Consider the following 6,133-nt stretch of genomic DNA (forward strand, 5'->3'; position numbering starts at 1 on the left):
CACGAGCTGGCCGACGTTGACGGCCCCCGGGACCGGCCCAGCAAGGCCGCACGCCGGGAGCCGTCGACGTTCCTGACGGGCCGCCGCGACCTGGACCGACTCGGCCCGAATCCACGCAGGCAGCACAGCAGGCAGGAGCGAGCGAGACCACACCGATGACCCGCCCGATACACAAACCGTCAAATCCGCGTCCCGGTACTGCGTGGACGGCCGGCCCCTCCACAGTCGCGGCCGCCTCGGCGACGCTGTCGGTGATCTGCTCAGCCATGTCGGCGTCGGCCTCGATCACGTCGGGTGCTGGGCGCACTGGAGGGCCTGGTGCTGCTGCTGATGGACAGGGCGGGGGCGGTCCGCGGTCACGCGGAGGCGGTCGCCGTGCGACTTCCGGGCGCCGCCGAGGCGATCGCCACCGCCGGGACCAACGCCGAACTGTCCTCTAGGAGAGCGGCAATGTCAGCAGGAGCCGGGCCCCGCTGGATCTCGGCAGACGCACCTCGCGACTCACCCCGGTGGGGCGCCGTCGCTGAGATGAGACCCGGACGCTACTCATCGATCTCGATCCGCCGCATAGCGGTACTACAGCGAAGACGCGGCCAGCGCACTGATCACCGCCACGCCCCACGCTGACTCCTCGGCTACGCTGACTCTTACTCGGGCGGTCACAGCCCGGTAAGCGGGGCGCGTCTGCCCCAGTGGAGCTGTCGGCAGGAGCTACAACGCGTGCAGGCCGGGGCCATATAGCAGCTGTTTGAGAGTCAAAGGATTGCCTATCAGGTTCAGCCTCTTCTCGGCGAGCGCTGAGTCGAGTGAGGCCGGATCGGCTAGCAGGCTGCCGAGCGTCTTAGGATCCGTACGAATTGAGATATCGGCTCTGGCAGGTTCACCGCCCTGCACCTGAACCTTGACAGAATCCTTGCTGACTGTCCAAATCGAGCCGTCGAGGTCGAGGCGGCAAACGATTTCCGGTACCGCTGGGTCGGGATGGACGCTAAGTCGCAGGAAGATCAGTGCTGATGTTGCGCTGAGCGAGGAAGGCTCAGGCGGGAGGGGAGCATCGAGCCCCCACTTGCTCAAGGCCAAGACTATTGGTTCAAGCTTCCGGCCCCACTCTGTCAGCTCATAGACGTGCGGACCTGCCGTCCACGCAAGTCGGCGGCGATGGATCACTCCGTGATGTTCAAGTTCCCGAAGTCGATCGGCAAGCAAGTTCGAAGCGGCGTTGGGGAGAGCGTGCCGCAGCTCGGAGAAGCGCTGAGGTGCCAAGAGCAGCTCTCGGATGACCAGCAACGCCCATCGCTCCCCCACGACGTCGAGAGCCCGGGCCATCGCGCACGAGTCCCTGTAGCTGCGCCTGGTTGGCATGACAACTCCTCCTTCGTGAACCCCGAGTCTAGTCTAGGTTCAGATTCGCCCGCACGAGCAGTTGCTTTTAACAACCGAGTCTGGTTAGAGTTGGCCTGCGATCCAGCGCGACCAGGAGGTTCAGGTGTGGGCGATGACCCATGTGCGGACCCAGTTGGCAGCAAGGACTGCTTCGATTCGCCGGACGGCGGCGGCGCCGGCCCCGACGTCGCGCTACGAGTACCCGACAGGCAGGAGCGTTTGATGAGCACCTCGACCACGAAGCAAACCCCGACCCCGGAGCAGAACCCTGAGCACGCGACGATCGTGGATCCTGATGCGCATCAGGTCCTGCTCGAGAACGAGCATGTTCGGGTGGTCCATGCACGCGCATCTCACGGCTGGAAGAGTGCGATGCATTCACATCAGCCGATGCTCGTGGTCAACCTTGGCTCCGGGCGGCAGAAAGTGACATGGGCAGATGAGACGACTCAGATCGTGGATCTGAACCCCGGTGCGGTCGTCTGGCAGAACGACGCTTTCGATCACGCCTGGGAGTTGCTGTCGGGTGAAGTGAACGTAATTCTCGTTGAGGTCAAGTCCGCAAACACCGAACAATAGGAAACCAGCAATACCTCTTCCCAGACAAAGAGTCGATGTGCATGAGCTGGGCAAGGGAGATTTCTGGCGCACTACACTATACTTGTGGCCTGGCGAACGGAGTTGCGATGGGCGTAACCTCGCAGGCCATCGAGAGACCAGTCGTCAACTAGCAGCCATGCAACGCACCGCATGGCGCGGAATTCGGTCCAATCAATCCGGAAAGTGTCGTGATGGCAAACATTGCCGCGCGACATGTAATGCATGAGGAGGCTCGAAGTGGCCACGCTAAAGCCTGGCAGCATGTTGCTCGGTACGACCAGGCCCGCCGAACTGCGGGCCTGGTACATAAAAGCGCTGGCGCCGGAGTTCACCGGCGAGGGTGCGATAGACCTTGGCGACTTCCTGCTGGTCATCGATGAGCGCGACGATGTCAACTCCAAGAACAGCGAACCCGGTCGCGCGATCATCAACTTTCACATCGATGACTTCGACGCTATAGAGGCCCAGCTAAACGCCGCTGGCGTTGAATGGATCTCGATCGAGGATCGCGCGAAGGGGAAGTTCGGCACATTCGCCGATCCTGACGGCAATTATCTTCAGATCATCGAGTGGAAGACGAACGCTTAAGGCAAGCTTTCCCAGGGGGGCGAATCCAAACTATTCCTCTGGCCACACAAGGGTTTGTATAGCTTACCTGAACCTGTTCATCTATGACGTGCTCTACGGTATCGGCGGTGGGTGCCGACGGCACCTTCGATGCGAGCTTGAGAGGTCCACGACGACTCGGTTGACCGCATCGACTGGACTATCAGCGTCGATTCCACCATCGTGCGCGCTCACCAGCACGCCGCCGGAGCCCGCAAAAAGGGGAACCGGACGGGACGAACCCGGCATCACCGGCGGCCCAGGCCCTCGGGCGGTCACGGGGCGGGCTGACCACCAAGGTCCATCTGGCGGTCGATGGACGCGGCCTGCCGCTGTCGATCGTGCTCACGCCCGGCAATGTCAACGACTGCACCGCCTTCCCGCAGGTCCTGGCGGCGGTCGGCGTGCCGCGGCCCGGTCCGGGGCGTCCTCGGTGCCGGCCCGATCGGGTGATCGCCGACAAGGCCTACATCTCGGCCTCGATCCGCCCGATCGCCGGTCACCGCAGTGCCGCAGGATCGCCGGGACCATCCCTGAACACACCGACCAGCAGGCCGGACGCGCACGCCGCGGCCAGCGCGGCGGACGCCCGCCACTGTTCGACCTGGGCATCTACCGGCGCCGCAATGTGGTCGAACGCTGCATCGTCGGACGCCTCAAGCAATGGCGCGGCATCGCCACCCGCGCCGATAAACTCGCCCGCAAACACCGCGCAGGAATCGTCCTGGTCACCGCTTTGCTCTAGATCACCACATGATCCACCGGACACGGCGATCTGCTGCACAGAACTTGCGTTCCTCTGAGGCCGTGTTCGGCGCACATAGGACACGCGTTGGGCCTTCGCGTCCCCTGACCGCTTCTATCCAGCAGCTCAATCGGACGGACAGGTCGACATGCCTCACGGAGGGCCATGTAACGCCACCGCAGCTTCGCCGCAGGCCATGGCCTAAGAGGTCATAACAATATGTGCGTGTTGTGCGACATGTGGTGATGGTTGGGTGTGGTGTGGGCGGGTGTGTAAGGGCGAGTAACCCCCGTGGGTCGCGTGTGACAGCTTGTGGGAGCGGGTTGAGTCGCTGCTGCCGAGGGTGGAGCGCCGTAAGCGCCATGCTGGGCGTGGGCGGTTGGACGACCGCAAGGTGCTGTGCGGGATCTTGTTCGTGTTGCAACGGGATCCGGTGGGAGTTCCTGCCGCAGGAGCTGGGGTTCGGGTCGGGGATGACGTGCTGGCGGCGGCTTGCCGAGTGGCATCAGGCCGGGGTGTGGGACAGGTTGCACCGGCCTGCTGCTGGAGGAGCTGCATGCGGCCGGGCAGCTGGATTGGTCCAGGGCGGTGATCGACAGCTCGCACGTGCGGGCTTTGAAGGGCGGCCCAGAACCGGGCCGAGCCCGGTCGATCGCGGCCGGCCGGGCTCCAAACACCACCTGCTGACTGACGGGCGCGGCACCCCGCTCGCGGTGTCGTTGACCGGCGGGAACCGCGGGCGACGTCACTCAGTTGATGCCGCTGCTGGACAAGGTCCCGTCCGTCCGAGGCCGGGTCGGACGCCCTCGCCGCCGGCCTGAGTGGCTGCTGGCCGACCGCGGCTACGACCACGACAAATACCGGCGCCTCGTCTGGGCCAAAGGCATCAAACCAGTCATCGCCCGCCGCGGTAGCCCGCACGGGGTGGGGGCTGGGTGTCCACCGCTACGTCGTCGAGCGCACCATCGGCCTGCTGCACGGGTTCCGCCGCTTACGCATCCGCTGGGAGATCCGCGACGACATCCATGAAGCACTCATGACCCTCGCCGCAGCCATCATCTGCTGGCGACGCCTCGCCCACTGATTCTGTTACGACCTCTAAGAGCTCTGGGCCAGAAAGCTCGGGCCTGGCCCCGATGCTAGGTTGTGGGTAGCCGCCAGCACCGTTGAGATCGCGAGGAGAGTTCTGATGACGGCGATGCCCGAAGAGCCGCCGTTCGTCCGTGACGACCTGCGAGAAGCGCTCGCCGCGCTCAACGTGATGCCGGGTTTCCGTGCCGAGCTGGTGGATGGAGAGATCATCGTGTCCCCGACCCCCGATGGACAGCACGAGACCATCATCGTGGCGGTCGACGACTGGGTTCGTGACGTCCACGGCTTGCGGTTGCACCGCAACCTGACTCTGATCAGCCCAGAGGGGGAGTATGTGCCCGACGGGATCGCCGCTCCTAAGGGCGCGTTTGCGGGACGCGAGTGGCATAGTAAGCCCGAGGGGGTTGCGATGGTCCTGGAGGTGACGTCCGGCAGCCGACGGGACCGCAAGGGTGCCGAACGTGATCGCGGACCCAAACGGCGCGGCTACGCCGCCGCAGATATCCCGCTATACCTGCTGATTGACAGGTTGGACGGCAAGGCCACGATCTTTTCCGAGCCACGCGGGGACGACTACGCCCACGTCGTCTCAGTCGCTTTGGGGGAGGACCTGCCGATCCCTGCTCCACTTGAAGGCATTTTGCTTACACAGGATTTCTGACTAGGCGCCTCAAGCGTGGGGCCTGGACCGCCTGTGCAGCGGCAACGTCGGTGGTGCGCATGGAGCGCCAGCCCCCACCCAGCCACAGCAGCGCCTGCGGGGTCAACCATGGCCGCGACCGCCAGGACATCGAGGCGTGCAGCCCGCCGCAGGGTAGGCGCGGGGCCCCAGATGGTCCGCGAGGTCCGGGTTTCGCCATCACTCCGATGGCGTGGCCCGCTACCGAGCGGTGCGGCCAGCTCGCAGATCAGGTAGTTGGCGTATTCATGACAAGAGTGCTCTTTCCAGCAGGCGGTTGACCTCTTCGATGGTGACGTGCAGTCAAGCCGCCGGGGTCGGCCCGCAAGAAGACGGTGCGCCCTAGGTGTACTGCCCGGGGACGTTGGTCAATCTGGACCTGGGCTCACGACGGCTGGTGGGCTGGTCGATCACCGACCACATGCGCACCGAACTCGTGGTCGACGCCCTGCAAGCAGCGGCGGCCCCCCGGGGCGGCACCCTGGCCGGAGCGATCTTCCACGGCGACAACGGTGCCCAATACTGCTCGCAGGGCTTCGCGCAGGCCTGCCGCCGGCTCGGGCTGACCCGATCGCGGGGCGCGGTCGGCACCAGCGCCGACAACGCCGCCGCCGAATCGTTCAACGCCACCCTCAAACACGAAACCCTGCAAGGCGCCCGCCACGGGCCCACCCCCCAAACCGCACGCCAGGACGTCTTCCGCTGGGCCACCCGCTACAACACCCGCCGCAGACACTCCCGTCTCGGCCAACTCTCACCGATCAACTACGAGAAACCAGCGGTAGCCTCACCGCTGCCGCCTGAAATCGGTGTCCACATTTCGGGAGGAAGCCCCATCTGCACCGGGCCTAGCCGCTGCTTCCACCGCAGGTGCACGATCTTGCGGACCGTCGGCTGCGGGGGCGCAACGGGCTGTGATGCGGCCGCGAAGACCGGTCGACCATGCCGGCGGCGCCCTGGCGGCGGTACCTGTCGGCCCAGCGTTTGGCGGTCGGCCAGGACACCTCATAGCGTTCGGCCGCCCGCGC

At 65.2% G+C, this 6,133-nt stretch carries 5 protein-coding genes and 4 pseudogenes; 6 read left to right on the top strand and 3 right to left on the bottom strand.

Annotation, left to right across the window (positions count from 1 at the left end; translation table 11 throughout):
• Positions 1-711: 711 nt before the first annotated feature.
• Positions 712-1,362 carry a helix-turn-helix domain-containing protein gene (locus AB0C84_RS45065; RefSeq protein ID WP_361078849.1) on the bottom strand — a complete coding sequence of 217 codons (651 nt, stop codon included), beginning with the start codon at positions 1,360-1,362 and terminating at the stop codon, positions 712-714.
• A 243-nt stretch (positions 1,363-1,605) separates the two neighbouring features.
• On the opposite strand from AB0C84_RS45065, the gene AB0C84_RS45070 reads away from it, so the two are divergent.
• From AB0C84_RS45070 to AB0C84_RS45080, 3 genes and pseudogenes are all read left to right on the top strand, one after another.
• A complete protein-coding gene (locus AB0C84_RS45070; protein WP_361078852.1) occupies positions 1,606-1,962 on the top strand; it encodes a hypothetical protein in 357 nt (118 codons plus the stop codon).
• A gap of 258 nt (positions 1,963-2,220) precedes the next feature.
• On the top strand, positions 2,221-2,571 hold the full coding sequence (locus AB0C84_RS45075) for a VOC family protein (protein ID WP_361078855.1): 351 nt from the start codon (positions 2,221-2,223) through the stop codon (positions 2,569-2,571).
• Between the two features lie 180 nt (positions 2,572-2,751).
• Positions 2,752-3,017, top strand: a pseudogene (locus AB0C84_RS45080) (transposase); the annotation flags it as partial.
• A gap of 71 nt (positions 3,018-3,088) precedes the next feature.
• On the opposite strand, the gene AB0C84_RS45085 reads toward AB0C84_RS45080, so the two are convergent.
• Positions 3,089-3,373, bottom strand: a complete 285-nt coding sequence (locus tag AB0C84_RS45085) for a hypothetical protein (protein ID WP_361078858.1) — start codon at positions 3,371-3,373, stop codon at positions 3,089-3,091.
• Positions 3,374-3,644: 271 nt separating this feature from the next.
• On the opposite strand from AB0C84_RS45085, the pseudogene AB0C84_RS45090 reads away from it, so the two are divergent.
• The 3 genes and pseudogenes from AB0C84_RS45090 to AB0C84_RS45100 form a co-directional block, all read left to right on the top strand.
• Positions 3,645-4,418: pseudogene (locus AB0C84_RS45090) on the top strand (IS5 family transposase).
• A gap of 105 nt (positions 4,419-4,523) precedes the next feature.
• Positions 4,524-5,087: a Uma2 family endonuclease gene (locus AB0C84_RS45095; RefSeq protein ID WP_361078861.1), complete on the top strand. Its 564-nt coding sequence runs from the start codon at positions 4,524-4,526 to the stop codon at positions 5,085-5,087.
• Positions 5,088-5,478: 391 nt separating this feature from the next.
• Positions 5,479-5,880 (top strand): annotated as a pseudogene (locus tag AB0C84_RS45100) (DDE-type integrase/transposase/recombinase); the annotation flags it as partial.
• A gap of 127 nt (positions 5,881-6,007) precedes the next feature.
• On the opposite strand, the pseudogene AB0C84_RS45105 reads toward AB0C84_RS45100, so the two are convergent.
• Positions 6,008-6,133 (bottom strand): annotated as a pseudogene (locus AB0C84_RS45105) (leucine zipper domain-containing protein); the annotation flags it as partial.

It is taken from the genome of Actinomadura sp. NPDC048955 (assembly GCF_040649435.1).
GTDB lineage: Bacteria > Actinomycetota > Actinomycetes > Streptosporangiales > Streptosporangiaceae > Spirillospora > Spirillospora luteofluorescens.